This window comes from Cryobacterium sp. TMT4-31 (assembly GCF_004403385.1).
Classification (GTDB): domain Bacteria; phylum Actinomycetota; class Actinomycetes; order Actinomycetales; family Microbacteriaceae; genus Cryobacterium; species Cryobacterium zongtaii.
The window spans coordinates 1-24493 of the sequence record NZ_SOGI01000004.1; the positions used below are offsets into that span (position 1 = coordinate 1).

At 68.9% G+C, this 24493-nt stretch carries 20 protein-coding genes; 11 read left to right on the forward strand and 9 right to left on the reverse strand.

Going from position 1 to position 24493, the window contains the following annotated elements; all coding sequences use genetic code 11:
* Positions 1 to 135: 135 nt before the first annotated feature.
* Positions 136 to 939, reverse strand: coding sequence for an SDR family NAD(P)-dependent oxidoreductase (locus tag E3T19_RS00170; protein WP_088455353.1), 804 nt, complete (start codon positions 937 to 939; stop codon positions 136 to 138).
* A gap of 29 nt (positions 940 to 968) precedes the next feature.
* Here E3T19_RS00170 and E3T19_RS00175 point away from each other — a divergent pair, with 29 nt between their 5' ends.
* The 8 genes from E3T19_RS00175 (at position 969) to E3T19_RS00210 (ending at position 10227) form a co-directional block, all read left to right on the forward strand.
* On the forward strand, positions 969 to 2084 hold the full coding sequence (locus E3T19_RS00175) for an acyltransferase family protein (protein WP_088457879.1): 1116 nt from the start codon (positions 969 to 971) through the stop codon (positions 2082 to 2084).
* 132 nt (positions 2085 to 2216) lie between these two features.
* The gene (locus tag E3T19_RS00180; RefSeq protein WP_088455352.1) at positions 2217 to 3545 is read left to right on the forward strand and encodes a bifunctional o-acetylhomoserine/o-acetylserine sulfhydrylase; all 1329 of its coding nucleotides are present in this window, start codon (positions 2217 to 2219) and stop codon (positions 3543 to 3545) included.
* Positions 3546 to 3620: 75 nt separating this feature from the next.
* Positions 3621 to 4814, forward strand: a complete 1194-nt coding sequence (locus E3T19_RS00185) for a homoserine O-acetyltransferase (protein ID WP_134407775.1) — start codon at positions 3621 to 3623, stop codon at positions 4812 to 4814.
* 47 nt (positions 4815 to 4861) lie between these two features.
* Complete coding sequence (locus tag E3T19_RS00190; RefSeq protein WP_134407776.1) at positions 4862 to 6334, forward strand: DUF4389 domain-containing protein; 1473 nt, start codon at positions 4862 to 4864, stop codon at positions 6332 to 6334.
* Positions 6321 to 6995, forward strand: a complete 675-nt coding sequence (locus tag E3T19_RS00195; RefSeq protein WP_198418758.1) for a hypothetical protein — start codon at positions 6321 to 6323, stop codon at positions 6993 to 6995. Before E3T19_RS00190 ends, E3T19_RS00195 begins: the two co-directional genes overlap by 14 nt.
* Before the next feature lie 58 nt (positions 6996 to 7053).
* Entirely contained in the window at positions 7054 to 8223 is a 1170-nt protein-coding gene (locus E3T19_RS00200; protein WP_103460844.1) for a sensor histidine kinase, read from the forward strand.
* Positions 8220 to 9500 (forward strand): hypothetical protein, encoded by a 1281-nt coding sequence (locus tag E3T19_RS00205; protein WP_088455348.1) that lies wholly within the window; start codon positions 8220 to 8222, stop codon positions 9498 to 9500. The genes E3T19_RS00200 and E3T19_RS00205 overlap by 4 nt, the downstream gene beginning before the upstream one ends.
* A gap of 55 nt (positions 9501 to 9555) precedes the next feature.
* The gene (locus E3T19_RS00210; protein WP_255416771.1) at positions 9556 to 10227 is read left to right on the forward strand and encodes a response regulator transcription factor; all 672 of its coding nucleotides are present in this window, start codon (positions 9556 to 9558) and stop codon (positions 10225 to 10227) included.
* A 28-nt stretch (positions 10228 to 10255) separates the two neighbouring features.
* Here the strand turns inward: E3T19_RS00210 and E3T19_RS00215 are convergent, their stop codons facing one another.
* Genes E3T19_RS00215 through E3T19_RS00230 form a run of 4 tightly spaced genes read right to left on the reverse strand, consistent with a single transcriptional unit; the run spans position 10256 to position 14042 of the window.
* Positions 10256 to 11533 (reverse strand): MFS transporter, encoded by a 1278-nt coding sequence (locus E3T19_RS00215; protein ID WP_088455346.1) that lies wholly within the window; start codon positions 11531 to 11533, stop codon positions 10256 to 10258.
* Between the two features lie 58 nt (positions 11534 to 11591).
* Positions 11592 to 11903, reverse strand: coding sequence for a thiamine-binding protein (locus E3T19_RS00220; protein WP_088455345.1), 312 nt, complete (start codon positions 11901 to 11903; stop codon positions 11592 to 11594).
* A 2-nt stretch (positions 11904 to 11905) separates the two neighbouring features.
* Entirely contained in the window at positions 11906 to 13168 is a 1263-nt protein-coding gene (locus tag E3T19_RS00225; RefSeq protein WP_088455344.1) for a glycosyltransferase 87 family protein, read from the reverse strand.
* Positions 13169 to 13199: 31 nt separating this feature from the next.
* Positions 13200 to 14042 (reverse strand): ADP/ATP-dependent (S)-NAD(P)H-hydrate dehydratase, encoded by an 843-nt coding sequence (locus tag E3T19_RS00230; RefSeq protein WP_088455343.1) that lies wholly within the window; start codon positions 14040 to 14042, stop codon positions 13200 to 13202.
* Positions 14043 to 14064: 22 nt separating this feature from the next.
* Between E3T19_RS00230 and E3T19_RS00235 the strand changes: the two genes are divergently transcribed.
* The gene (locus tag E3T19_RS00235; protein WP_241979874.1) at positions 14065 to 15201 is read left to right on the forward strand and encodes an NADH:flavin oxidoreductase/NADH oxidase; all 1137 of its coding nucleotides are present in this window, start codon (positions 14065 to 14067) and stop codon (positions 15199 to 15201) included.
* Positions 15202 to 15205: 4 nt separating this feature from the next.
* Here E3T19_RS00235 and E3T19_RS00240 read toward each other — a convergent pair whose 3' ends face one another.
* Complete coding sequence (locus E3T19_RS00240) at positions 15206 to 15583, reverse strand: VOC family protein (protein ID WP_088455342.1); 378 nt, start codon at positions 15581 to 15583, stop codon at positions 15206 to 15208.
* A gap of 105 nt (positions 15584 to 15688) precedes the next feature.
* Here E3T19_RS00240 and E3T19_RS00245 point away from each other — a divergent pair, with 105 nt between their 5' ends.
* Positions 15689 to 16540: a Cof-type HAD-IIB family hydrolase gene (locus E3T19_RS00245; RefSeq protein WP_088455341.1), complete on the forward strand. Its 852-nt coding sequence runs from the start codon at positions 15689 to 15691 to the stop codon at positions 16538 to 16540.
* Positions 16541 to 16543: 3 nt separating this feature from the next.
* Here E3T19_RS00245 and E3T19_RS00250 read toward each other — a convergent pair whose 3' ends face one another.
* The 3 genes from E3T19_RS00250 to E3T19_RS00260 all read right to left on the reverse strand — a co-directional run bounded on the left by E3T19_RS00250 (position 16544) and on the right by E3T19_RS00260 (position 20550).
* Positions 16544 to 17611, reverse strand: coding sequence for a hemolysin family protein (locus E3T19_RS00250; protein WP_103430718.1), 1068 nt, complete (start codon positions 17609 to 17611; stop codon positions 16544 to 16546).
* Positions 17608 to 18978, reverse strand: a complete 1371-nt coding sequence (locus tag E3T19_RS00255; protein ID WP_103460856.1) for a hemolysin family protein — start codon at positions 18976 to 18978, stop codon at positions 17608 to 17610. The genes E3T19_RS00250 and E3T19_RS00255 overlap by 4 nt, the downstream gene beginning before the upstream one ends.
* A 132-nt stretch (positions 18979 to 19110) precedes the next feature.
* A complete protein-coding gene (locus E3T19_RS00260) occupies positions 19111 to 20550 on the reverse strand; it encodes a GuaB1 family IMP dehydrogenase-related protein (RefSeq protein ID WP_088455339.1) in 1440 nt (479 codons plus the stop codon).
* Between the two features lie 134 nt (positions 20551 to 20684).
* Here E3T19_RS00260 and E3T19_RS00265 point away from each other — a divergent pair, with 134 nt between their 5' ends.
* On the forward strand, positions 20685 to 24488 hold the full coding sequence (locus E3T19_RS00265; RefSeq protein ID WP_134407777.1) for a multifunctional oxoglutarate decarboxylase/oxoglutarate dehydrogenase thiamine pyrophosphate-binding subunit/dihydrolipoyllysine-residue succinyltransferase subunit: 3804 nt from the start codon (positions 20685 to 20687) through the stop codon (positions 24486 to 24488).
* The last annotated feature ends 5 nt before the right edge of the window (positions 24489 to 24493 follow it).

The window sequence follows — 24493 nt, forward strand, 5'->3', positions numbered from 1 at the left end:
AGCCACCCCGCGAGAAGCCCTGCATCAGCTACTCTCAGACCAAGAAAACAGCGGTGTTGCATCGACCAGTTGAATCCACCCCCGGTACGCCGGGCGCAATTGTCCGTTCGGGCAACAGTTGGGGCCGGTGTGGGTTTAGACGCGGGGCAGCAGCGGGCCGCGGGCGACCAAGGTGGTGGAGGCCTGGGCGACGGGTTTGACCACGACGAGGTCCAGGTTCACGTGCGCGGGCAGTTCGACGGCGGCCAGGATGGTGGCGGCGACGTCGTCGGCCACGAGCGGGTGCACCACGTTGGTGTAGGCGGCGGCCGCCTTCTCGGGGTCGCCGCCGAAGCGCACCAGACCGAATTCGTCGGTCTGCACCATGCCGGGCGCGATCTCGATCACCCGGATCGGTTCGCCGCTGAGCTCCAAGCGCAGCACCTCGGTCAGGGCGTGCGCGGCGAACTTGGCGGCGTTGTAGCCGCCGCCGCCGATGTACGCCGTGTGCCCGGCGGTCGAGGTGATGTTGACGATGTCGGCGGACGCGGCAGCGCCGGCGGCCGCGGCATCCGTTGCGGCGGCGATCGAGGCGCGCAGCAGCGGCAGCAGGGCGGTGGTGACCCGTTTCAGCGCGAGCACGTTGATCTCGTACATCCAGGCCCAGTCGTCGATCGACCCGGCCTCGACGGAGTCGAGCCCCTTGGCGCCGCCGGCGTTGTTGACCAGAGCATTCACCGGGCCGGAGGCGGCGAGGTAGTCCCGCAACGCGTCGACGTCGGCCTGCACGGTGAGGTCGGCGGCGAACACCGCCGCGCCGGTCTCCTGGGCCAGCGTCTCGAGCCTGTCGGCCCGGCGGGCCACGCCCACCACATCCCAGTCGTGCTCCCGGAACAGGCGCACCGTCGCCGCTCCGATTCCCGAACTCGCACCAGTGACCACGACTCTTTTTTTGCCCATTGCCCCATTCTGCCCGGAGAATGGACCCGATGAGTTCGCCGACAGAGACCCCGCACCACGCCGGCCCGCACAAGCCGAAGCGCCGCGTACCGCTGTGGGACAACGCCCGCTGGATCGCCATCACCCTGATGGTGATCGGTCACGCGATCCTTAAGCTGATCGGCGAATCCGACACCGCCTACGGCGTCTACCTGTTCATCTACGCGTTCCACGTTCCGGTTTTCGTGGCCGTCAGCGGCTACTTCGCCAAGTCGGGACCGCCGGGCCCCCGCCAGATGCACCGGCTGATCACCGACGTCGTCTTCCCGTACCTGATCTTCGAAAGCATCTGGACGCTGGTGGAGTGGGCGCTCAGCGGCACCCTCAAGGTGGACTACTCGACCCCGTCCTGGACGCTCTGGTTCCTGATCGCCCTGGCCATCTGGCGGGTGGCGCTGCCCTACCTGGTTCTGATGCGGTATCCGCTGCTGATCAGCATCGCCATCTCGGTGGGCGCCGGCTACGTCGGTGACATCGACAGCACCTTCTCGTTGTCACGCACGCTGGGGCTGCTGCCGTTCTTCGTGTTCGGCTGGAAACTGCGCCAGTGGCCGCTCACCGCCCGGTGGATGCACCTGCGCCCGGCCGCGGTCTGGCGCTGGCGTTCCGGCGCGATCGCCCTCTTCGGCGCCCTCGCCCTGGCCGTCACCGTCAATATCATCGGCGTGCGGGACCTGCGGCTGCGGAGCTTCACCCTGTACGACGAGGCGTACTGGCAGTTCGGCTACGACCAGTTCTGGGCCGGGGTCATCCGGCTGGGCCTGATGATGGCGTCGTTCCTGTTCATCCTGGCCTTCCTCATGCTGATGCCGCGCCGGGCGACCTGGTTCACACCGCTGGGCGCCGCGACCATGTACATCTACCTGCTGCACACCTTCCTGCTCTACCCGCTGCGGGAAACCGGGGTGCTCGACGGTCCGCAGCAGCCCTGGGTGCTGCCGGCCGTGATCCTGCTGGCCATCCTGATCTCGGTGGTGCTGTCGTTGCCCGTCGTGAGGCGCGTCTTCCGGCCGCTGGTGGAACCGCGACTGCGTTGGCTGTTCAGGCAGGAGCCGTCCACCCACACGGGCACCATCGTGCTGCCGCACGGGCCCGGCAGCAGATGACGTAGTGTTTCGCGAACCGTTGTCGCGCGGCATAGCCCTGCCTATGGTTGCAGCAGAGCAACGGAGCGTCTGGTTCCGCCGCTGTAGATTCCTCGGGCTTGCCGGCCCGACCACGAACAGGGAGACCGACCCATGAGCGATTCCGCAGACTGGAAGTTCGAAACCAAGCAGGTCCACTCCGGGGCCCGCCCAGACCCGGTGACCAACGCGCGGGCCACGCCGATCTACCAGACCACCTCCTACGTCTTCAACAACGCCGAACACGCCCAGAACCTGTTCGCGCTGGCAGAGTTCGGCAACATCTACACCCGCATCCAGAACCCGACCCAGGCCGTGGTCGAGGAACGGGTCGCCGCCCTCGAAGGCGGCACCGGCGCCCTGCTGGTGGCCTCCGGCCAGGCGGCGTCGACCTTCGCTGTGCTCAACATCGCCCAGGCCGGCGACCACATCGTGTCGTCGAGCTCCATTTACGGGGGCACCTACAACCTCTTCAAGTACACCCTCAAGAAGCTCGGCATCGAGACCACCTTCGTCGAAGACCAGGACGACGCCGCGGAGTGGGCCAGAGCGGTGCGGCCCAATACCAAGCTGTTCTTCGCCGAGACCATCGGCAACCCCAAGATCAACGTGCTCGACATCGCGCTGGTCGCCGAGGTCGCGCACACCAACGGGGTGCCGCTGATCGTCGACAACACCATCGCGACGCCGTACCTGATCCGCCCGTTCGAACACGGCGCCGACATCATCGTGCATTCGGCCACCAAGTTCCTCGGCGGCCACGGCACCATCATCGGCGGCGTCGTCGTCGACGGCGGCCTGTTCGAGTGGTCGGCCAACGTCGAGAAGTTCCCCGGCCTGACCGAACCGGACCCGTCCTACCACGGCGCCAGCTATACCACCGCGGTCGGCGACGCCCTCGCGTTCATCATCAAGGCCCGCGTGCAGTTGCTGCGCGACCTCGGCAGCGCCATCGCCCCGGCGAGCGCCTGGCAGCTCATCCAGGGCATCGAGACGCTGAGCCTCCGCATCGAGCGGCACGTGTCCAACGCGCAGACCATCGCGGAGTTCCTCGAGAGCCACCCCGACATCGCGTCGGTCAACTACGCGGGACTGCCGTCCAGCCCCTGGTACGCGGCCGCCAACAAGTACGCCCCGCTGGGCGTGGGCGCGGTGCTGTCGTTCGAGCTCAAGGGCGGGGTGGATGCCGGGCGGGCGTTGGTGGACAACCTCAGCCTGTTCAGCCACCTGGCCAACATCGGTGATGTGCGCTCGCTGGTGATCCACCCGGCGTCGACCACGCACGCCCAGCTCACCCCGGAGCAGCAGCTCACCGCGGGCGTCACGCCGGGCCTGGTGCGCCTGTCGCTGGGCATCGAGAACGTCATCGACCTGCAGGCCGACCTCGAGGCCGGCCTGGCCGCCGCCCGCGCCGTGGTCGCGGCATCCCGCGCGAACGCGTAGAGCTCGCCGACGTTCACCCGCCCGCATGACGTAACAATCGGCGGCCACGGCCGAACATGGCCACAATGGAGCCGTATGGAATGGCAATACTCCGCGGACACCGTCCCGTCCAGCCTGGTCACCGACGCGCAGGCGCGCTCGCTGCTGGGTAAACCGCCCGTCACGGGCGCCTGGCGTGACGGTGACCCTGTGGGCGGCCGCCGGTTCGTGGACATCGGCGCCCTCGACCTCGAGGCGGGCGGGCACCTGGCCGGCGTGCGGATCGCCTACGAGAGCTGGGGCGAGCTGAATCCGGCCGGCGACAACGCAGTTCTGGTGCTGCACGCTCTCACCGGGGACAGCCACGTCGTCGGCCCGCCGGCGGCCGGGCATCCGACCGCCGGCTGGTGGAGCGGCATCGTCGGCCGGGGCCTCGCGATCGACACCGACCGGTGGTTCGTGGTGGCGCCGAACATGCTCGGCGGCTGTCAGGGCAGCACCGGCCCGGCGTCCCTCGCGCCGGACGGCTCCGAGTGGGGCCCCCGGTTCCCGTACCTGAGCATCCGCGATCAGGTGGCGGCGCAGGTGGTCTTCAGCGACCGGATCGGCGTCGAACGCTGGGCCGGGATCGTCGGCGGTTCCATGGGCGGCATGCACGTGCTGGAATGGGGCATCGAACACCCCGGCCGGGTGACCCGGCTGGGCATCCTGGCCGCCCCGCCGGTCACGACGGCCGACCAGATCGCCCTCAATTCGGTGCAGATCGAGGCCATCCGCACCGACCCGCTCTTTCGTGCGGGCGACTACTACGACGCCGAGCCCGGCGATGGCCCGAGCCGCGGCCTCGCCCTCGCCAGGCGGATGGCGCTGCTCAATTACCGCAGCCCGTCGGAACTCAACTCCCGGTTCGAGCGCAGCTGGCAGAGCGACATCACCCCGCTGGGCGGGCACGGCCGGTTCGCCGTGGAGTCCTACCTCGACTTCCACGGCAACAAGTTCACCCGGCGGTTCGACGCGAACAGCTACATCACCCTGGTCGAGGCGATGAACTCCCACGACATCGGACGTGGCCGGGGCGGAGTCGACGCCGCACTGGCCCGCATCACGGCCCGCACCCTCGTCGTCGGCATCGACAGCGACAGGCTCTTCCCCCTGGACGGCCAGCGTGTCATCGCGGCCGGACTGGGGAGCGGCGGCGACCCCGTGGTGATCGAGTCCGGCTACGGTCACGACGGATTCCTCATCGAGGACCAGGCCATCGGCGACCAGCTCCGGTGGCTGCTCGGCTGAACCGCGGAAGGGTTGACACGCAGTGCGTTCGGGAGAACTCTGGCGCCATGAAACCCGGCCCGCTCATCATGTTGCTGATCGGCACGATCCTGACCCTGATCGGCTTCGGACTGACCGCCACCGGCACCGTTGCCGCCGTCGCCGCCGGCGTGCAGGGTGAAAACGGCTACTTCTCCACCCGCACGGTGCCCCTCGTCACCAACTCCTACGCACTGACCAGTCCTCCGCTCGGTCCCGTCACGACCACGGGAACGACCCCGCCGCTGAACCTGGACATCGCCAGGATCCGGTTGGTGGCGACGGGAGCCAACGACGACCCGGTGTTTCTCGGGATCGCGCCGCAGGCCGACGTCGACAGCTACTTGGCGAACGTGGCACACACCGAGGTGCGCGGCATCGAATCCACGCCGCTCCGCGCGCGGTATGCAGACATTCCCGGCTCAGACCGGCCCGAACCGCCCGCCGAACAGGACTTCTGGACCGTCAGCGCAGTCGGGCCCGGCAGCCAGGAGATCACCTGGCCGGTGCAGCCCGGGGCCTGGGCCGTCGTGGTGATGAATGCCGACGGCAGCAGCCCGGTCGCCGTGCAGGTCAGTGCCGGTGTGCGCTCAGGTCTCCTGGCGCCCGCGGCGATCACCCTGCTGCTGGTCGGCATCATCACCCTGGTGATCGGGCTGATCCTGGTGATCCTCGGTGTGATCGGCCTGGGCCGCAACGGTCCGGCGCCCTCCAGCCGCAGCGGCGCCACGCCAGCACCGGGCGGTGCGACCGGGCAGCCCGGCGCCGATCCCGACAGGCCGGGCGCCGACTATCCCGCACGGCTGAACGGATGGCTCGACCCCGACGTCTCGCGGGCGCTGTGGCTGGTCAAGTGGATCCTGGTCATCCCGCACGTCATCGTGCTGTTCTTCCTCTGGTTCGGGCTCTGGATCGGCACGATCGTGGCCGGGTTCGCCATCCTGTTCACCGGACGTTACCCGCGGGCGATCTTCAACTACAGCGTCGGCGTGCTGCGCTGGAACTGGCGGGTGAATTTCTACTCGTACTCCGCGCTCGGCACCGACAGGTACCCGCCGTTCACCCTCGCCGCCACCGACTATCCGGCCGACCTCGAGGTGGACTATCCGGCCCGGCTCTCGCACGGACTGGTCCTGGTCAAGTGGTGGCTCCTGGTGATTCCCCACCTGTTCATCGTGGCGATCCTCACCGGCGGCAGCTGGGGCTGGACCGCGAGCGGCAACAACGGCTGGACCACCGCCACCAGCACCGGTTTCTCGCTGCTGGGCATCCTGGTCCTCATCGGCGCCGTGATCCTGCTCTTCAGCGGACGCTACCGGCGCGGGATTTTCGATCTGATCATCGGACTGAACCGCTGGCTGTACAGGGTGATCGTCTATGCCGCGCTGATGCGCGACGAGTACCCGCCGTTCCGGCTCGATCAGGGCCCGCTCGATCCAGGCTCCGCCGTGGCTGGATCACCCGCACCGGCCGCCCCCGTCGCTTCCCATGACGGTCGATAGGCCGCTCCCCGGCCCCCGGCCCCGCAGCGGTCCCGATCGTGCCGACAGGTTCCTACGCAATTGGCTGCTGTGGGTCAGCCTCGGCGAAAGCGTCGGGTTCCTCGTCCCGGCCCTGGCCCAGCTGACCTTCGCCGGTTCATCCGTGCTGGCGCCGGCGTTGATCTTCGCCGGCGCTGCCGAAGGCACCGTGCTCGGCTGGACGCAGGCGACCGTGCTCCGCAGCCGGGTGCCGGCACTGAACCGCCGCCGCTGGGTCGGCGCCACGGCCATCGCCGGCGCCGCGGCCTGGTTCATCGGGCTGTTGCCCGCCGAGTGGGCCGAGGTCTGGCAGCGCTGGCCGGCAGCAGCCCAATTCACCGCCGGAATCCTGCTCGCCACTGTGCTGCTGTGCGCCCTCGGCTTCGCCCAGTGGTTCGAGCTCCGTCGGCACCTCAGGGGTGCCGGCTGGTGGATACTCGGCAGCGCCGCCGCCTGGGGCGCCGGCCTGGCCGTGTTCTTCGCCGTGGCCACACCGCTGTGGCAGCCGGGCCAGCCCGGCGCGCTCATCCTGCTCATCGGGGTTCTCGCCGGGATGTTCATGGCGGTGGCCATGGCCCTGGTCAGCGGCGTGGTTCTGCACCTGCTTCTGCGCCGGAAAGAAAGTCCACGTCAACAGCCGTAAATCCGCCACCGGGGCCGATAAGGTGACGGATAGGGCACTCATGAGGAGTACTGCAGCCATGCCACGTATTGCCAGAGAGCGTGATCGCGTCCTTCGTCGGACCGCCCGGATAACCGGGCTGACCGCTTCGGTGACGTCGCTGGCCTACCTGGCCGTGCCGGGCGGGCTCGATATGCCCGTGGTCCTGTTCGCCGGGTCCCTGATCCTGTTGATGGTCGGGTGCCAATACGTCCTCGGTCAGAGCGGCGCACTCCGTTGGGCGGTGTGCATCGTGCTGCTGAGCAACGCCGTCATCCTCGTCGTCGGGCTGGCCGCCAGGGTTGATGTCGGTCTCAACCCCGTCGAGGAGGCCCTGATCGCCACCCTGGCTGCCGGCGCGGCCAGCTGTGTCGCGCCGGTGCTCGTCGTCGGCCCCGGACGCCAGCTCATCCTGTTCGGGTCGTTCGGCATGACCGTGGCCGGGGTGGCGTTCGTCACCATCTCGTCTGGCGGGTCGGTGCTGCCCCTGGTCCTGACCGTGTGCGGCTGGGCCGCCCTGTCCCTGGGCGGCTGGTGGATTGCGCAGAGCGTGCCCCGGGTGCTGCAGCGGGTCGCCGCGATCGGGCGCGCCCACCAGGCCGAACGTCATGCCAGCGAACTCGAAGCGCAACGCCGGCAGGGCGCCAGGTTGCTCCACGACACCGTGCTGGCCACCCTCACCCTCCTGGCGCATTCGGGTGTGGGCGTCAGCCCCGCCGCTCTGCGACAACAATCCGGCGATGACGCCCGTCTGCTCCGCCAGTTACGTCTGGGCGCGCTGCCCACCCCCAGCCGTTCCGGGGTCTACACGCTGGAACCGTCCAACACGTCGATGCTCGGCAGCACCCTCGAGTCGGTGAAGCAGCGTTTCGGCCGGATGGGACTCGAGGTCGACTGGCACGGCAGCGGCCAGGTGCTGCTGCCCAGCGACGTTCTCGACTCGTTCCTTCTCGCCCTCGGCGAGTGCCTCGAAAACGTGCGCAGGCACTCCGGCGTCACCAGGGCCGACGTCACGATCTCCGACGACGACACGACGGTGCGCGCCATGGTGACGGATGCCGGTCGGGGGTTCGACCTCAGCGCCGTCGGCACCGAACGGCTCGGGTTCGCCGAGTCCGTCGTGGCCCGCCTTCGCGACGTCGGCGGCAGCGCACGCCTGTTCTCCTCCCCGGGCTCTGGCACCACCGTCGTGCTCGAGGTGCCCAAGTGACATCGGCGGCGACCCCGGCACCGCCGCACTCCGGCAGCTCGTCGGCCCGAGCGCACAAGCAGTTGCTCGACGACCAACGCGACGAGCGACGCCGCACCTTTCGCCGGCCGCAGCGCACCGTTCAAACCACCCTGGCCAACCGCACCGGGCTCGGTAGCCGCCACCTCGGCTTCGGCATCTCCCTGAGCAGCGGGTTCTTCGCCGTGTTCCTGCTGTGGCGGTTCGCGAGCCAGTGGGAGCGATATCCGAACCCGTTGCCGACCCTGGCGGCCTGGATCGTTCTGCTGCTCGCGGCCGTCGTGACGCTGATCCTCGTCAACAGGCTGCCCGACCGGATGCCGACCTGGTTGTTCCTCGCCGTGCTTGCCCTGGGCGAGGTCGTCGTCGGGCTCGACCTGGCCGGGTACGGTCAGGGCACCGCAGCGGGCACCTATCCCACCGCCGCCGCCGCCGTCGGCGCCCTGCTTGCCGTGCTGGTCTCGGTGCGGCGCGGACGGGAGATCGTTGCCGCGACGCTGGTCCTCGGCGCCGTGATCGCGGCGGGCTCGGTCACCGCGGCACGCTACGACCCCGAGCTGATGGCGCCGGCCATCCTGACCATCGGCCTGTGCGTGTTGCCGCCGCTGATCGGGGCGTCGGTCGTGCGAGGTTTCCGCCGCATCGTGCAGCGTGAGTTGGACCTGGTGCTCGTGCAGAGCACCATCAGCCAGCCGTCCTCCGCCGTGGGCATGCTCGCATCCGAGGAGCTGGCCCGCATCGACCTCGACGCCGAAACCCTGCTCGACGACGTCGCCACCGGACGCACCGCCCTGCCGCTCAGTTCGACGAAGTCGGCGGCGGCGGCGATGCTCGCCACCCAGCTACGACTGCACCTCATCGAGGGCCGCCGGGAGACCTGGCTACACCACGCCCTCACCGAATCCGAGTTCCTCGGCCCCGCCGTCAATCTCGATGACCCGTCAGGGTTGGCCGGTCAGCTCTCGCCGACTCAGCGCGATGCGCTGTTGCTGGCCATCTGGCTCCTGATCAGCGACACCGACGGTGCCGAACCGACGGTTTCGCTGGTTTTCGGACCTTTTGGCCGTACCAACGGCCATATTATCGGTGAAATGCTTCGGTTTCCGATCAAAATGATCATCGAGGGGGTGCCTCGTCGACGGGTGGACCCGGAGACATGGCAAGCTATCCGAGTAGTGGGCCCTCATATCGATTCGGTGCGCAGTGGACATCTCCACGTCGACATCGAATGCAGTATTGACAATCCTGCGGACGCGTGACCGGGCCGGTTGGCCCGGGATGCTCCGACAGGGAAAAATGCAACAGGAGGTAGCAGTGACGAACACAGCAGCGACGCTCATCGACAATCCCATCCGGTTGGCCCTGGTCGACGACCACCGGATGCTCCTGGGAGCGCTGACGGAGTGGATCAGAGGCGCCGCGGACGACATCAACATGGTGGCCGCCGTGACCACCTGGCCCGAGCTTCTCACCCACCCGGAGTTCCCGGTCGATGTGGTGCTGCTCGACCTGGACCTCAAGGACAACATCCCGGTCTCGCTGAAGATCTCCACCCTCAAGACGGCCGGGGTGAAGACCGTGCTGATGAGCACCTACTCCGAACCGGCTCTTGTGCGCGAGGCCCTCGCCGCCGGCGCTCTCGGCTACCTCGTCAAGACCGAGGAGGCCAGCACCATCGTTGAAGCCATCCACGCCGCGAACGTCGGAGAATCCTACATCTCCGCCGAACTCGACCTCGCCCTGCACGCCGGAGCCGCCGGCAGCTCGCCGCGGCTGAGCGCCCAGGAACGCCGGGTGATGGCGTTGTACGGAGCCGGTGAGCCGGTCAAGGCGGTCGCCCACCAGCTGGGCATCTCCGAGGAGACGGCGAAGTCGTACCTCAAGCGGATCCGCGAGAAGTACCGTCTTGCCGGTTTTGATGTCGGAACCAAGGTAGCCCTACGGAAGCGCGCCATCCACGACGGCATCCTGCTGCAGTCCGACTAGAACGCCACTGGCCGGGTCGGCGCGGCGCTCAGTCCGTGCCGACCACCGTGATCAGTGCGGTGCCGTACGGTACGTGCTGACCCCGCTTGCGACGGACCCTGTCGATCGCGAAGGTGACCACGGCCAGCGCCAACCCCACCACGCTCAGGCCGAACCCGACCCAGATCGGGGCGAGATAGCCCAGCCCGCCCGCGATGACGATGCCGCCCAGAAACGCGCCGAGCGCGTTGCCGAGGTTGAGCGCCGAGTGGTTGAGGGCCGCGGCGATCGACTGGCTGTCGTGTGCGACATCCATCAGCCGGGTCTGAATGGTCGGCGACAGCGCCGCCGCCGACGCGCCGACCAGGAACACCCCGGTCAGCAGCCCGGCCAGGTGCTGCGCGGAGAAGGCAAGCAGCAGCAGGGCCGCGAGCATGATGGCGAAGAAGGCGTACATGCTGCGCCGCACACTGCGGTCGGCGAACACGCCGCCGGCGAAGTTGCCCACGGTCATTCCCAGGCCCACCACGACGAGCACCAGCGGCACCGCGAGAGCGGGCAGCCCGGTGACCTCGATCACCAGCGGGGCCACGTAGGTGTAGACGGCGAACAGACCGCCGAACCCGACGGCGCCGATCAGGAGCGCGAACCAGACCTGCAGGCGCCCGAAGGCGCGCAGCTCGTTGCGCATGGTGGCGCCGGGGTTCCCGGCCTGGAACGGCACGGCCACGATCACGGCGACGAAGGTCACCGCGAAGAGGGCAGCCACGGCTATGTAGGCGACCCGCCAGCCCGCAACCTGGCCGAGCCAGGTGATCGAGGGCACGCCGATGACGTTGGCGATGGTGAGGCCGGAGAGCACGATCGCGACACCGCGTGCCCGCTTGCCCGGGCCCATCAGCTCGGCGGCGACCAGCGACGCGATGCCGAAATAGGCGCCGTGCGGCAGGGCGGCGACGAATCGGGCCACCAGCACCAGGCCGAAGGTCGGCAGCAGCGCGGAAGCGATGGTGGCCAGGGTGAAGCAGGCCAGCAGAACGAGCAGCAGCTGTTTGCGTGGCCACCGGGCCGCGGCCGCGGCGATCGTGGGCGCCCCGACGACGACACCGAGAGCGTATGCGGAGATGAGCCAGCCGACCTGGGCGTTGGCGGCATCCGGCGACGACGCGTAGAGGCCGGGCAGCAGGTCGGCGGCCAGATTGGGCAGCAGCCCCATGGCGACGAACTCGGTGGCGCCGATCGCGAAGCCGCCGAGGGCGAGAGCCAGGAGGGCGAGGCGAACGCGGGTCGGCGACAGGCGCGTCGACCCGTCAGAGAGTGAGGGCATCAATCCAGACTACGGGGCGGTCGTGTCTGGACGGTGACGCGGCGGCGCCAGGCCGGTGTCAGGATGCTCCGCCGGCCTCGTCCATAGCCGCCTCGAGGCGGTCCAGCTTGGCGGTGAGCTCACCGGAATAGCCGGGGCGGATGTCGGCCTTGAGCACCAGCGACACCCGGGAGCCGAACGCGCCGACGGCATCCGTCGCCGCCTTGACGACGGCGAAGACCTCGTCCCAATCGCCTTCGATGGTGGTGAACATCGAATCGGTGTGGTTGGGCAGGCCCGATTCGCGGACGACTTTCACCGCAGCGGCGACGGCATCGTGCACCGAATCGGTGGGGCCGCCGGAGGGGGCGACCGAGAATGCGACGAGCATGACTACTCCTTGAGGATAGGGCGATGCGCTGTGGCACCGGGACTGGCGGCGGTGCTCTCTGACAGTGTTGCGGAGGCGGCGCCGAGCCGCCAGATGCGAACGAGCATCCAGCCCAGCAGCACCAGCTCCAGGAGGTTGCGCACCGACAGGATCAGCACCATGGCCGGGGTGGTGGCCAGCAGGTCGTTGTAGAAGTACGGGTAGACGATCTGGGTGAGCGCCGCCATCGCGAGGGCCGTGAGCGCCGGGCCCCGCCAGGCTCGCCAGGACGAGACCAGGCCGAGGATCAGCGGGGCGGCCAGCCAGGTGATGAACTGCGGCGAGCCCACCTTGTTGACCGCGATCAGGGTGAGCACCAGGGCCAGCAGCAGCGGCGGGAACAGCAGGTCGGCCGATGCACCGGCGCGTTGGGCGCGCCAGCCCAATAGCAGCACCACGCCGACGCAGAGTGCCAGAAGCGGGGTCAGCACCGCCGCCGCCAGGTCGGTGCCCGCACCGATCACCTGGTAGGTCAGGATCTGCTGGTCGTAGTACACGACGGCGCCGGGGATGCCCAGGGCCGACTGCCACAACCACCAGGACGCCACCGGCGCCTCGATCTGGATCCCCCGGTTGGTCTGCTCGGTCACGAAGCTGAGGATCGTGACCCCGCTGCCGGCGGCGAGGGCCGCTCCGATGATCAGCGCGGAGGTGCCGGCGAAGGCGGCCAGCACCTGCCAGCGCCGCCTCGAGGCCACCACCAGCGCGATGATCGCCGCGACCGGCCAGACCTTGACCCAGGTGGCGACGGTCAGGAGCACCGCTCCCCAGAACGGCCGGCGGCGCAGCCAGAGCAGGCCCAGAATCGCCAGCGGTACGGTCACGGAGTCGATCCTGGCCAACGCGATGGGGCCCAGCAGCAGCAGGAACAGCAGCCACCACCAGGCGGCCAGGGCTGCCGCCGGACCCGGCCGGCGACCGGTGAGCGCGGCGAAGGCGACCCCGTTGAGCACGGTCACCAGGCCGAGCCAGGTGAGCGCGTACGGCCCGGCGCCGAAGACCAGCGATGCGAGAATCGGGGCGAGGGCCAGGATCGGGTAGACGAAGTCGGTGTTGATGCCCAGGCTGACGGCGCCGGATGTCGTGGCCTCGGCCCAACCCAGGTACACCCGTTCCACGTCGCCGAGTGGCCAGCCGATGCCGCTGAGGTTCAGAGCGATGAGCACCGCGTGCACGATCGCGAAGCCGCACCACAGCAGGGCGGGGCGGCGCAGGAATTCAGGCACGCTCCACTGTGGCACACTCCACTGCGGCGGGTCAGGCCAGCAGCGCCGCGATCGTCGGCGGAACGGCCTGGGCAACGTCGAGCGCCACGATCGGGCCACCGCCGGACGCCCGGTGCGCCGCCGCCGCGTGCACGAATGCGGCCGTGGCGGCGAGCGCGGCGAGCGCGTCGGCATCCGCCTGGATACGCGCGCTGTTCGTGGCCAGCAGGGCACCGAGGATGCCGGCCAGCACGTCACCGGAACCGGCCGTCGCCAGCCAGGCGGGGGCGCCGGATACCGTCAGGCGGATACCGGACGGTGAGGCCAGGTGGGTGACGCTGCCCTTCACCAGCACCGTGACATCGAGCAGGACGGCGGCGCGGATCGCCCACTCCCCCGGCTCACCGGCGATGTCGTCGACGGTGACATTCTCGCCGGACCGGCCCAGCAGAGCGGCCAGTTCCCGGTAGTGCGGGGTGATCAGCCGGGGGCCGGTGCCGGCACCGACCAAATCGAGCGCGCCGGCGTCGAGCACCGTCGGCAGACCCTGACGGAGCGCCTTCTGCAGCTGTTTGGTGGTCTCCGGGCTGCGGCTGCCGGCGTCCATGCCCGAGCCGAGCAGCCAGGCCTGCACCCGGCCGTCGACCGTCACCACCTCCGGACGGCGCTGCATCACGAGGGTCCCGACCCGGCGGGGACCGAGGTAGCGCAGCATGCCCACCCCGGTGCGGCTCGCGGCTTCCACACCGAGCACCGCCGCGCCCGGGTACTCGGTGGAACCCGTGCGTACGCCCAGCACGCCGCGGCTGTACTTGTCATCGGTCGCCTGCGGCACCGCGATCCAGTCGCGGGCCTGGGCGGCCTCCCATTCCAGCCATCGTCGAGGTTTCGCCATGCACTCACGATAGGTTGTTTCGGTGTCCGATATCAGCACCGTCCTCGCCCCCGCCGCAGCCGATTCCGCCGCGGCGGTCTCCCTGTTCGACCCGATCAGCCTGCGCGAGGTTGTCATTCGCAACCGGCTCTGGGTCGCGCCGATGTGCCAGTACTCCGTCATCGAGCGGGACGGCGTGCCGACCGACTGGCACCTGGTGCACCTGGGCTCGATGGCCGCGGGCGGCGCCGGGCTGATCGTCACCGAGGCCACCGCCGTCAGCCCGGAGGGCCGCATCACCGACCGGGACACCGGGATCTGGAACGACACCCAGGCGTCCGCCTGGGCGCACATCGTCGACTATCTGCACAGGCAGGGCGCCACCGCCGGCATCCAGCTTGCCCACGCCGGCCGGAAGGCGTCCACCTGGCCGGCCTGGGGCACCAGCCTGCACGGCAGCGTGCCCGCCGACCAGGGCGGCTGGCCGACGCTGGGGCCCTCCGCCATCGCCTTCCCCGGCTACGCGGCACCGATGGCACTCGACCACGCGGGCATCGATACCGTCGTCGCCGACTTCGTCACGGCCGCTCGACGCGCCATCGTCGCCGGCTTCGACGTCCTGGAACTGCACGCCGCCCACGGCTACCTGTTGCACCAGTTCCTGTCCCCGCTGAGCAATCTGCGCACCGACGAGTTCGGCGGCTCACTGGAGAACCGGGCCCGCCTGCTCCTGCGCGTGGTGAAGGCCGTCCGGGCCGAGGTCGGCGAGAGTGTTCCGCTACTGGTGCGGTTCTCCGCAACCGACTACACAGTCGACGGTTGGAGTGTGGAGGAGACCGCCGTCGTCGCCGGGTGGGCCGCCCAGGCCGGGGCCGACTTCTTCGACGTGTCCTCCGGCGGCAACGTCACCGGCGTGCAGATTCCCCTGACCCCCGGGTACCAGGTTCCCCTGGCGCAATTCGTCAAGGACACTGCCGCCGTACCGGTCAACGCCGTCGGGCTCATCACGACGGCCGCACACGCTAACGAGATCGTTGCCTCCGGCGCGGCGGATGCCGTCATGCTCGGCCGCGAGTTCCTTCGCGACCCGCACTTCGCCCTCCGCGCCGCCGCCGAGCTGGGCGTGCCACTGGACTACTGGCCCGGCCAGTACGCCAGGGCAGCCTGGCCGGCGGTCTAGCGACCTATACCTCCTGGGCGACGCAGAGGATGTTGCCCTCCGAGTCCTTGAACCAGGCGGCACGTTCCTGGTCGGTGGTGGCAATGCCGTTCTCGGTTTTCAGGCCGGGCAGGTCGTACTCCTCGAACACCACGCCCGCCTCCCTCAGCCGGGCGACCTCGGCGTCGACGTCGTCGGCCATCCAGATCAGGGCCGTGTTCTTGGCCGTGCCCGCGTTCTCGGTTTCGTACACCAGCACCGACCCGCCGGAGGGGGTGCGGAAGCGCATCTCGCCCTCGCGGACGTCGGTGGGCTCCAGGCCGAGCTTGTCGGTGTAAAAGGACCGGGCCCGCTTGATGTCCCTGGCGGGCAGGACCGCCACGGTTTCCAGTTGACTCAACATGAGTGTGTCCTCGCTTTCCAGCTATGCCTGTCAGGGTACGCCGGGTGCCCCGGGCCCACGAGGGGGCCCGGTCGTCGCCGGGCGAGAAGAACTAGGCTGGACCGAATGACCCACCCGAGTGAGACCGCCACCAGCCGGCCGACCGACATCCGCCTGATCGCCAGCGACATGGACGGCACCCTGCTCGACGCCGACGGAGCGGTCCCCGGGCGCTTCTGGCCGCTGCTGGAGAGCATCCTGGCGGCCGGGATCCTGTTCTCCCCGGCAAGCGGGCGTCAGTACCAGACGCTGCAGGCCGTCTTCGGCGACCGGGACGGGCTGGTCTACATCGCCGAGAACGGCACCAACATTGTGCGGGACGGCGTCAGCATCGCCATCGAACCCGTCGTCGGATCGATCATCGCCCCGGTCGTCGAGTGGGTGCGGGCCCAGGCCGCCGCCGGCGCCGACCTGGGCATCGTGGTGTGCGGGGCCAGGTCCGCGTACATCGAACGGACCGATGAGGCTTTCGTCGCGCAGGTGCGTCCGTACTACGCGGCCCTGGCAACGGTCGCCGATGTCACGGTGGCCGCCGCGGACGATGACGTGCTCAAACTGGCGATTTTCGACGCCGGCCGCGCCGAGACCCGCACCGGACCGGCCGTTCGCGCCCTCGACCTGGCCGCCGATGTTGTCGTCTCCGGCGCCAACTGGGTCGACGTCATGCGGCCGGGAGCCAACAAGGGCACGGCGCTCATCCGTCTGCAGCAGCACCTGGGCATCAGCCGGGAGCAGACCATGGCCTTCGGCGATTACCTGAACGACGCCGAGATGCTCGACGCCGCCGGGCACTCCTATGCCGTCGCCAACGGCCACCCGAGCATCCGCGCGCGGGCCAGGCACCAGGCTCCGTCGAACCTGGATGAGGGCGTCATCACGAGCATCCTCGCGGCGTTGCCGGCGCTGGCAACGGCCTGACACCTAGAGCCGGCGGGTGGCGTCCTGCACTTCGCCGACGAGCTCCTCGATGATGTCCTCCAGGAACAGCACTCCGGTGGCGTCGCCGGTGACGGTGAAGGTGCGGGCCAGGTGTGCGCCGGAGCGGCGCATGGTGGCCAGGGCATCCTCGAGGTCGGTGTCCTCGAAGATCGACACCAGTTGGCGGATCAGCTTGGCCGGGATCGGGTCGGTGTAGCCGGTCCTGCCGGTGTCGACGGGGTCGACCGGGTCGACGTCCAGGCCGAGCACGTCCTTGAGGTGAATGTAACCGCTGGGCTCGCCGGATTCGTAGTCGAGCACGTAGCGCGAGAATCCGTGCCGGGTGACGGCCTTCTCCACGTCGGCGGGGGTGGCCGATTCCGGCAGGGTGACCAGCTGGTCCAGCGGCACGGCGATGTCCTTGGCCGTCTTGGTGGTGAACTCGAACGCCGCCGACAGCGCGCCGGAGTCGTCGCTGAGCACGCCCTCCCTGGTGGACTGCGTGACGATGGTTGCCACCTCGTCGAGAGTGTAAGTGCTCGTAGCCTCGTTCTTGGGTGCAACACCGAACAGGCGCAGCACGCCGTTGGCGGTGGAGTTCAGGGCAACGATGACGGGCTTGACGAGGCGGCCGAAGAACACCAGCGGCGGGGCCAGGATCAGGACGGCCTGGTCGGGGATCGAGAATGAGAGGTTCTTGGGCACCATCTCGCCGAAGACGACGTGCAGGTACGACACTATGAGCAGCGCCATGATGAACGCGATGGTGCCGATGGCCTCCTCGGGGAGCCCGGTGAGCTTCAGCGGGATCTCCAGCAGGTGGTGGATCGCCGGCTCCGACACGTTCAGGATCAGCAGCGAGCACACCGTGATGCCCAGCTGGGAGGTCGCCAGCATCAGCGTGGCATGCTCCATGGCCCACAGCGCGGTCTTGGCGCTGCGCTTGCCGGCCTCCGCGAGGGGTTCGATCTGGGAGCGGCGCGCTGAGATCACGGCGAATTCGGCGGCGACGAAGAACGCGTTGCCGAGCAGCAGCACGAACAGCCAGCCGAGTCCGGCCCAGTCGTTCATCGGCCGCTCACCCGCTTGGTCTGTGATGAAGTGGTCACTGGTGCCTTCTGGATGGTGCGCACGGCGCCGGTCGCGGGCGCGCCGGGTTCGACAGGGTCAGGGGTGTAGCGCAAACGGTCGATGCGACGGCCGTCGAGCCGTTCCACCCGCAGTTCACCGGTGGCGATGCGCACGAGGTCGCCGACGACGGGCAGCCGGCCGAGTTCGCTCATCACGTAGCCGGCGACGGTCTCGTATGGGCCGTCCTCTGGCACGGTCAGGCCGGCCCGCTCGTGCAGCTCGTCCGGCCGCAGCATGCCGGGGAAGGTCAGGGAGCCCTGCGAGCGCACGATGCCGGCCCTGGTGCGGTCGTGCTCGTCGGCGACCTCGCCGACGAGTTCCTCCACCAGGTCCTCCAGGGTGACGACGCCGGCGGTTCCGCCGTATTCGTCGACGACGACGGCCATCTGGAAGCCGCGGCCCCGCAGCTCGCCGAGTAACCCGTCGAGCTTCATGGTCTCCGGCACGCGCAGCGCTTCAGACTGCAGGGCCGACACCGGCACGTCCGAGCGTCGTTTGCGCGGTACGGCCACGGCCTGCTTGACGTGGACGATGCCGACGACGTCGTCGGCGCTCTCGTCGATGACGGGGAAGCGGGAGTAGCCGGTCTGCCTGGTGAGGTCGATGACGGCCTGCGCGCTGGCGTTGCGCTGAATGCTGGCGAGCCGGGGGCGGGGGGTCATCACGTCGGATGCGGTGTGCCCGGAGAACAGCAGGGTGCGGTGCAGCAGGGTCGCCGTGTCGGCCTCAAGCAGGCCGGCGCTGGCGGACCGGCGCACGAGCGAGGAGAGTTCCTCGGCAGTGCGGGCCCCGGAGATCTCTTCCTTGGGTTCGATGCCGACCATCCGGAGGAGGCCGTTGGCGCTTTCATTCAGCACGGTCACCGCGGGCTTGAACACCGTGGTGAACACGGTCTGGAACGGGATGACGACCTTGGCGGTCTGGATCGGCAGCGCCAGGGCGAAGTTCTTGGGCACGAGCTCACCGACGATCATCGAGACCAGGGTCGCGAGCACGATGGCGACGGCCGATCCCACCACCGGCACCGCGGGCTCGGGGATGCCGACGAGGCCCAGCGGTCCCGCGAGCAGGGAACTGATCGCGGGCTCCAGCGCATACCCGGTGAGCAGGGTCGTCAGGGTGATACCCAGCTGGGCGCTGGAGAGGTGCGTCGAGGTGATCTTGAGCGCGGCGATGGTCATCGCCAGGCGGGTTTCCCCGCGGTCGCGGCGTGCCTCGAGGTCGGATCGGTCGAGGTTGACCAGCGCGAATTCGCTGGCCACGAACAGGCCCGTGCCCAGGGTCAGGATCAGGCCGATCCCGAGCATGATCCACTCATACACGGGCAGCACCGCCGCGGGTCACGGGCGAGGGTTTATGGTCGGGTGAATTCGCAGAAGGGGGGTCGTCCATTAGAGGGTCAACTATACCGGGGCTGCCTGCGCGGTAACACGCCTGCGTTACCAGGAAACCACGAGCGCCTTGCCCTCTTCGTAGCCGGCTGCGGACTGGATTCCGACCTTCGCCCGGTCGTGGAATTCGGCCACGCTGGCCGCCCCCGCGTAGGTGAACGAGCTGCGCACCCCGGAGGTGATCATGTCGAGCAGGTCTTCGAGCGAGGGACGCAACGGGTCCAGGTAGATCTTCGAGGACGAGATGCCCTCGGCGAACAGGGTTTTGCGGGCCAGTTCGTAGGCGTCGAGCCTGTCGAAGCGCTGCTGCACGGCCTTGGTCGATGCCATGCCCCAGCTCTCCTTGTAGAGGGCGCCGGATGCGTCCGTGTCCAGGGTGCCCGGCGCTTCGATGGTGCCCGCGAACCAGGACCCGATCATCACCGACGCGGCCCCGGCGGCGAGCGCGAGCGCCACGTCGCGCGGGTAGCGCACCCCGCCATCCGCCCAGACGTGTGCGCCGAGCTTGCCGGCGGCTTCGGCGGTCTCGATCACGGCGGAGAACTGCGGGCGCCCCACGGCCGTCATCATCCGGGTGGTGCACATGGCGCCGGGCCCGACGCCCACCTTGATGATGTTCGCCCCGGCGCCGACGAGGTGCTCGACGGCGTCGGCGGTGACCACATTGCCGGCCACGATGGGGATGCCGAGCTTGAGCTCCGAAACCGTGCGCAGCGCGCGGATCATGCCGGCCTGGTGGCCGTGCGCGGTGTCGAGCACGAGCACGTCGACGCCGGCGGCGGCGAGCGCGCGGGCCTTGGCGGCGACGTCGCCGTTGATCCCGACGGCGGCGGCGACGAGGAGCCGGCCGGACGCATCCACGGCCGGCTGGTACAGCGTGGAGCGCAGGGCGCTCTTGCGGCTGAGCGTGCCGATCAGCTTGCCGCGCAGCAACACCGGCGCGAAGTCGAGGTCGGCGGCCGTCATCACGTCGAAAGCGCTGCGCGGCCCGTCGATGTCTTCGGCGTCGAGGGAGGTGAGCGGGCCGTGCAGCAGATCGCCCAGGCGGGCGTCCGGTAACGCCGAGGCGAGCCTGGCCGCGTCGATGCAGCCCAGGTAGGTATCGTCACCGTCGTGGATGACCAGGCCCTGACCGGTGACCGGCGGGACCTGGCGCAGCGCGTCGGCCACGGTGGCGTCGGGGGCGAACACGAACGGGGTGTCGTACTGCACGGGCTGCGACTTCACCCAGCGGATGGCCGCATCCAGGTCCTGCAGGTGCATGTCCTGCGGCAACACGCCGAGGCCGCCACGCCGGGCGAGAGATGCCGCCAGCCGGGGACCGGTCACCGAGTTCATATTGGCCGAGACGATCGGGATCGTGGCCGCGGTGCCGTCTCCCGGCGCGAGGGACACGTCGAGCCGACTGCTGATCGCAGACTGGCTGGGCACCAGGAAGACGTCGGAATAGGTCAAATCGTGGCGGGGAACCGCTCCATAGAACTGCATGTTTTTAACGCTAGTCCTCCCAAGCCGTACCGGTGCAGCACCTCGATGGGATTAGTCTTGATATCAACACACTGACCCGGCGGTTGTGATCGCCATGGACAATCAGAATCAACGAAGAGAGTGGGCGATCAGCTGTGTCGAACCAGTTGACCGGCGGTGGGTCCGAAGAAACGGCCTCTGCTGAATTCGGAGCCAACGAATGGCTCGTAGACGAATTTTACGAACGTTACCTCATCGACAAGAACTCGGTGGATCGGGCCTGGTGGCCGATTCTGGACAGTTACCACCAGAGTGCAACGGCGCCGAAGCAGGCAGAGCAGGACGCCCCGGCCTTCGAGGGTGCTGCCTCGAGCATCGCCCCCGCCGCCGCAGAGGTTCCCCCGCTGGCAGAGGAACCCGCGACGCCGACGGCCGAAGCGCACCCGATCACCGCGCCGATCCCCGTTCTCGGCGGCCCGCGCACGGCCCGCACCACGTCGATCGCCCCCAAGCCGGAGCCGGTTCCCGCCGACGCCCCGATCACCACCCCACAGCCCGTGGTCTCCGCCGTCGCGCCCACTCCCCCGCAGGATGTCGTCACCCCGCTCCGCGGCATGGCCAAGAGCCTCGCGGCCAACATGGCCACCAGCCTCACCGTGCCCACCGCGACGAGCGTGCGCACCATCCCGGCGAAGCTCCTCATCGACAACCGCATCGTGATCAACAACCACATGAAGCGGGCCCGCGGCGGCAAGGTGTCGTTCACCCACCTGATCGGGTGGGCACTGATCCGGGCGCTCAAGATGTTCCCCAGCCAGAACGTCTACTACGACGAGCAGGACGGCAAGCCCTCGGTGATCGCCCCCGCCCACGTGGGACTGGGCATCGCAATCGACCTACCCAAGCCCGACGGCACCCGCTCGCTGATGGTCCCGGCCATCAAGCGGGCCGACACCATGACCTTCGGCGAGTACCTGACCAGCTACGAAGACCTGGTCGGCCGCGCCCGCAAGGGCAAGCTCACCGCCGACGACTTCTCCGGCGCCACGGTGTCACTGACCAACCCCGGCGGCATCGGCACCGTGCACTCGGTGCCGCGGTTGATGAAGGGCCAGGGCTGCATCATCGGCGCGGGCGCGCTCGACTACCCGGCCGAGTTCATGGGCGCGAGCGTCAAGACGCTCACCAGCCTGGCCATCTCCAAGACCATCACCCTCACCAGCACCTACGACCACCGGGTCATCCAAGGTGCCGGCTCGGGTGAGTTCCTCAAGATCGTGCACGAGCTGCTCATCGGCCAGCACAACTTCTACGAAGACATCTTCGCCGCGATCCGGATCCCGTACGACCCCATCCACTGGGCCCCCGACATCAGCGTCGACCTGGCCAGCGCCGTCGACAAGACCGCCCGCGTGCAGGAACTGATCAACGCCTACCGCGTGCGCGGCCACCTGATGGCCGACATCGACCCGCTCGAGTACCAGCAGCGCACCCACCCTGACCTGGACATCGCCAGCCACGGCCTCACCTTCTGGGACCTGGACCGCGAGTTCATCACCGGTGGTTTCGGCACCAAGCGCACGATGCTGCTGCGCGACATCCTCGGCGTGCTGCGGGACTCGTATTGCCGCACGACGGGCATCGAGTACATGCACATCCAGGACCCGGCCCAGCGCAAGTGGGTGCAGGAGAAAATGGAGAAGACCTACGTCAAGCCCACCCACGACGAGCAGATGCGCATTCTCGGCAAGCTCAACGAGGCCGAGGCGTTCGAGACGTTCCTGCAGACCAAGTACGTCGGCCAGAAACGCTTCAGCCTCGAGGGCGGCGAGTCCACTATCGCGCTGCTCGACGCGATCCTGCAGGGCTCCGCGGAGGCCGGCCTCGACGAGGTCTGCATCGGCATGGCCCACCGCGGCCGCTTGAACGTGCTCACCAACATCGCCGGCAAGACCTACGGCCAGATCTTCCGCGAGTTCGAGGGCACCCAGGACCCCCGCAGCGTGCAGGGCTCCGGCGACGTCAAGTACCACCTCGGCACCGAGGGCACCTTCCGCGGCACCAACGGCGAGGAGGTGGCCGTGTACCTGGCCGCCAACCCGTCCCACCTCGAGGCCGTCGACGGTGTGCTCGAGGGCATCGTGCGCGCCAAGCAGGACCGCAAGCCCATCGGCACGTTCTCCACCCTGCCCGTCCTGGTGCACGGCGACGCCGCCATGGCCGGCCAGGGCGTGGTGCTCGAGACCTTGCAGATGTCTCAGCTGCGCGGCTACCGCACCGGCGGCACCATCCACCTCGTCGTCAACAACCAGGTCGGCTTCACCACGCCTCCCGGTGAGGGCCGCACCTCGGTGTACTCCACCGACGTGGCCAAGACCATCCAGGCCCCGATCTTCCACGTGAACGGCGACGACCCCGAAGCCGTCGTGCGGGTCGCCGAACTGGCGTTCGCGTACCGGCAGGAATTCAAGCGCGACGTCGTGATCGACCTCGTCTGCTACCGCCGACGCGGCCACAACGAGGGCGACGACCCCTCGATGACGCAGCCGTTGATGTACAACCTCATCGAGGCCAAGCGCAGCGTGCGGAAGCTCTACACCGAGGCGCTGGTCGGACGCGGCGACATCACCCAGGCGGAGTTCGAAGCGGCCCACGCCGACTTCCAGGACCGCCTGGAACGGGCGTTCCTGGAAACGCACGCCGCCCAGACCTCGTCGATCCCGATCATCACGCCCGGCGAAGCGGCCGCGGCGGCCCGCGGACTCGCCGGCCACGGCGCCCCTGACGACGCCGTCGGTGAACCCGAGACCACCGGGGTGCCCGAAAGCGTCGTGCACCTCATCGGCGACACTTTCAACAACAAGCCGGCCGGGTTCACCGTGCACAACAAGCTGCAGCAGCTGCTGCAGAAGCGCCTCGATATGAGCCGCAACGGCAACATCGACTGGAGCTTCGGCGAACTGCTCGCGCTCGGGTCGGTGCTGCTGGAGGGCACTCCGGTGCGGTTCGCCGGCCAGGATGCCCGCCGCGGCACCTTCGTGCAGCGTCACGCGGTGCTGCACGACCGGATGAACGGCCAGGAGTGGTTGCCGCTGGCAAATCTCAGCGAGAACCAGGCCAGGTTCTGGATCTACGACACCCTGCTCAGCGAATACGCGGCGATGGGCTTCGAATACGGTTACTCCGTGGAGCGGGCCGATGCCCTCGTGCTCTGGGAGGCCCAGTTCGGTGACTTCGCGAACGGCGCCCAGACCATCATCGACGAGTTCATCTCCTCGGCCGAGCAGAAGTGGGGCCAGCGTTCCAGCGTTGTGCTGCTGCTCCCGCACGGCTACGAGGGTCAGGGCCCCGACCACTCGTCCGCCCGGATCGAGCGGTACCTGCAGATGTGCGCCGAGAACAACATGACCGTCGCCCGCCCGTCGACGCCGGCGTCGTACTTCCACCTGCTGCGCCGCCAGGCGTACATGCGTCCGCGTCGCCCGCTGATCGTCTTCACACCGAAGTCGATGCTGCGCCTGCGCGGAGCGACCAGCCCGGTCGCCGACTTCACCAGCGGCAAGTTCGAACCGGTGATCGACGATGCGCGGATCCAGGACAAGGCCGCCGTCAAGAGGGTGCTGTTCATGGCCGGCAAGCTGTACTACGACCTGCTGGCCGACCTGGAGAAGAACCCGAACCCCGAGATCGCCCTGGTGCGCCTGGAGCAGTTCTACCCGCTGCCCGGCGCCGAACTGAAGCAGGTCGCCGAGCAGTACCCGAACGCCGAACTGGCCTGGGTGCAGGACGAGCCGGAGAACCAGGGTGCCTGGCCGTTCTTCTACCTGCAGACGAACAAGCTCGGCACGCGCCCGATCCGCCTGTTCTCGCGGGCCGCGTCCGCGTCTCCCGCCGCCGGTTCGGCCAAGCGTCACGCCGCGGAACAGACCGAGCTGCTCAAGAGCGCACTCACCCTCTAACGCAA

Bases quoted from the DNA above. Each gene is read 5' to 3' on its own strand.
- E3T19_RS00195 (WP_198418758.1), top strand. From the start codon at position 6,321: ATGACGGTCGATAGGCCGCTCCCCGGCCCCCGGCCCCGCAGCGGTCCC.
- E3T19_RS00185 (WP_134407775.1), top strand. From the start codon at position 3,621: ATGGAATGGCAATACTCCGCGGACACCGTCCCGTCCAGCCTGGTCACC.
- E3T19_RS00245 (WP_088455341.1), top strand. From the start codon at position 15,689: ATGACCCACCCGAGTGAGACCGCCACCAGCCGGCCGACCGACATCCGC.
- E3T19_RS00230 (WP_088455343.1), bottom strand. From the start codon at position 14,042: ATGGCGAAACCTCGACGATGGCTGGAATGGGAGGCCGCCCAGGCCCGC.
- E3T19_RS00260 (WP_088455339.1), bottom strand. From the start codon at position 20,550: ATGCAGTTCTATGGAGCGGTTCCCCGCCACGATTTGACCTATTCCGAC.
- E3T19_RS00250 (WP_103430718.1), bottom strand. From the start codon at position 17,611: ATGAACGACTGGGCCGGACTCGGCTGGCTGTTCGTGCTGCTGCTCGGC.
- E3T19_RS00220 (WP_088455345.1), bottom strand. From the start codon at position 11,903: ATGCTCGTCGCATTCTCGGTCGCCCCCTCCGGCGGCCCCACCGATTCG.
- E3T19_RS00255 (WP_103460856.1), bottom strand. From the start codon at position 18,978: ATGCTCGGGATCGGCCTGATCCTGACCCTGGGCACGGGCCTGTTCGTG.
- E3T19_RS00175 (WP_088457879.1), top strand. From the start codon at position 969: ATGAGTTCGCCGACAGAGACCCCGCACCACGCCGGCCCGCACAAGCCG.
- E3T19_RS00200 (WP_103460844.1), top strand. From the start codon at position 7,054: ATGCCACGTATTGCCAGAGAGCGTGATCGCGTCCTTCGTCGGACCGCC.
- E3T19_RS00215 (WP_088455346.1), bottom strand. From the start codon at position 11,533: ATGCCCTCACTCTCTGACGGGTCGACGCGCCTGTCGCCGACCCGCGTT.
- E3T19_RS00240 (WP_088455342.1), bottom strand. From the start codon at position 15,583: ATGTTGAGTCAACTGGAAACCGTGGCGGTCCTGCCCGCCAGGGACATC.
- E3T19_RS00190 (WP_134407776.1), top strand. From the start codon at position 4,862: ATGAAACCCGGCCCGCTCATCATGTTGCTGATCGGCACGATCCTGACC.
- E3T19_RS00170 (WP_088455353.1), bottom strand. From the start codon at position 939: ATGGGCAAAAAAAGAGTCGTGGTCACTGGTGCGAGTTCGGGAATCGGA.
- E3T19_RS00180 (WP_088455352.1), top strand. From the start codon at position 2,217: ATGAGCGATTCCGCAGACTGGAAGTTCGAAACCAAGCAGGTCCACTCC.